Raw genomic sequence first — 2068 nt, 5'->3', positions numbered from 1 at the left:
TGTGATGTCTCAAGACATCGGAAACCCTCCGAACCTACGGGGTCGGGGGGTTTTGCTTTGGGGTTGGTAGTCGCGGGTGGGGTCGATGGTCAGTTCGCGGAGGAGTTCTCCGGTGGTGGCTGTGATCACTCGGACGTGTAGGTCTTCGATGAGCAGGATGATGTGGGTTCGGGCGTGGGTTCGTCCGATGCCGATGTGGTGGAGTCGGCCGGCGATGCGCAGTGTCACGACGCCGGAGTCGTCGATGCGGTCGTGGCGGACCCTGGTGTGGGTGTCGGTGTGGCGGCTGGTGGCGGGGAGTGCTTTGGGCAGGTGGTCGTAGGCGGCTGCCGGGGTGGCGTGGTGGGGCAGGGAGCGGTGCGGGCGTTGGTGGTTGTAGGCGCAGGTGAAGCGGTTGATGAGGGTTTGCAGGTCGGTGAGGGTGGCTGGCTGGTCGGGCTGAGCACGTAGCCATTTCTTCATGGTCTGCTGGAAGCGTTCGACCTTGCCGCAGGTGGTGGGGTGGTTGGGGGTGGAGTTCTTCTGGATGACGTGCAGGCGGCGTAGCTCGTGCTCGAGGGCGTTGCGACCGCCGCGCCCTCCGGATAGCCGGGTGGTGAACACCATGCCGTTGTCGGTGAGGGTCGAGGCCGGGACGCCATGAGCGGCGACGGCCTGGCGGAAGGTGTCGAGCACGATCGGTCCGGTGACACGCGGATGGGCCGTGACGTGCAGGGCGTAGCGGGAGTGGTCGTCCAGCCAGGTGAGGATCTCGACGTCGGTGCCATCGACCAGGCGGTAGTGGGTGAAGTCGGCCTGCCAGGTCTGGTTGGGAAGCTCGGCCTGGAAGCGGATATAGGACGAGCGCGGCCGTTTCTTCGGTGCCCGCACGACAAGACCGTGGCGGGTCAGGTAGCGGCTGATGGTGGCCCGCGACACCGTGAGCTGGTGGTGATGGGCCAGGTGCCAGGCGATCGTGTCCGGCCCGGCGTCCAAGCCCTGCTCCGACAGTTCCTTGCGAAGCCGGATGATCAGCTCCACCATCCCCGGCGAGATCGCGGCCGGTGAACTCTTCGGCCGCCGTGACCGCGGCTCGAACGCCGCCTCACCCTCAGCCCGGTACCGGGCGACGAGCTTGGACACCCACCCCTTGGACACCCCATACGACCGGGCGACCTCCGCCTGACAACGACCCTCTACAACGACCGCAGTGATCACAAGCCTGGCCTTCGACACCGCCAGACTCTCGACCCCCAGGGTTTCCTATGTCTTGAGACATGCGTTTCCTATGTCCTGAGACTGGACACCACCACCCCGACCAGGTCAGGGCCCTAATCCGAACATGGACTAGGGCCCTGAGTGTCTGACTGTGCACGGGTTGGATCATGGCCCTAAGAGACGATCCATGATCATGGCTCCTTGGGCGGACTCACCGGATCTGCATGCGGTAGACCGCCTCCGTGACAGCCGTGCTGCCGAAGTGGGAGCCCTCATGACCTATTACTCGCCGAATGACCCCGGAGCGCGGCTGGCGCGGTTCGTCTTCGGGCTCATGGCAATCGGCGCTGCGTCGCTGGCGGCGTTCTTCATCGTGCCGGACATCGCGCCTTCCGTTCGTGCCGAGCGGGGCGACGGTGTCCAAGGCCGGTTCGTCGCCACGTGGCTCGAGTGCAGCAGGCGATGCCTCTGGCACGGCGACTTCCGGCCCGACTCCGGTGGGGCAACTCGCCGCGATGTCTGGATCGAGGGAGTAGGAAAGGACGAACTGGAGGAGGGGGAGGTGGTCCGCGCGATGGACACCGGCGCCGCCTCCAATGTCTACACCACGGATGGGGACGTCCGCTGGCTCGGAATGGTCGGGGGCTCGGTCGTCACCGTGACGCTCGCCATCGCGGGCTGCCATCTCCTGTGGAGGGCACGACCAAGGCGGACGCCGAGGATCTGAGCGTTCTGGGGCTGTGTCCCATGTCCTGACCATGGCCGGCTCGGACGGGCCACCTTGTCCATTAGGCGCGGCTATGGATAATTTCGTGGCAATTGTTCCATTGTCAAAACGGTCATGGGCGAATTGTTGTTCGACGATTGTTAA

2 protein-coding genes are annotated in these 2068 nt (G+C 65.1%); one reads left to right on the top strand and one right to left on the bottom strand.

Annotated elements, in window-relative coordinates:
- Positions 1 to 9 precede the first annotated feature (9 nt).
- Positions 10 to 1197: an IS481 family transposase gene (locus tag HKK72_RS38790; RefSeq protein ID WP_315987664.1), complete on the bottom strand. Its 1188-nt coding sequence runs from the start codon at positions 1195 to 1197 to the stop codon at positions 10 to 12.
- A 274-nt stretch (positions 1198 to 1471) separates the two neighbouring features.
- On the opposite strand from HKK72_RS38790, the gene HKK72_RS38785 reads away from it, so the two are divergent.
- Positions 1472 to 1924 carry a hypothetical protein gene (locus HKK72_RS38785; RefSeq protein ID WP_187239358.1) on the top strand — a complete coding sequence of 151 codons (453 nt, stop codon included), beginning with the start codon at positions 1472 to 1474 and terminating at the stop codon, positions 1922 to 1924.
- The last annotated feature ends 144 nt before the right edge of the window (positions 1925 to 2068 follow it).

The organism is Actinomadura sp. HBU206391 (assembly GCF_014323665.1).
In the GTDB taxonomy this organism is placed as follows: domain Bacteria; phylum Actinomycetota; class Actinomycetes; order Streptosporangiales; family Streptosporangiaceae; genus Actinomadura_C.
The sequence above is the reverse complement of the archived record's forward strand: the minus strand, read 5'-3'. Positions and strand labels throughout refer to the sequence as shown.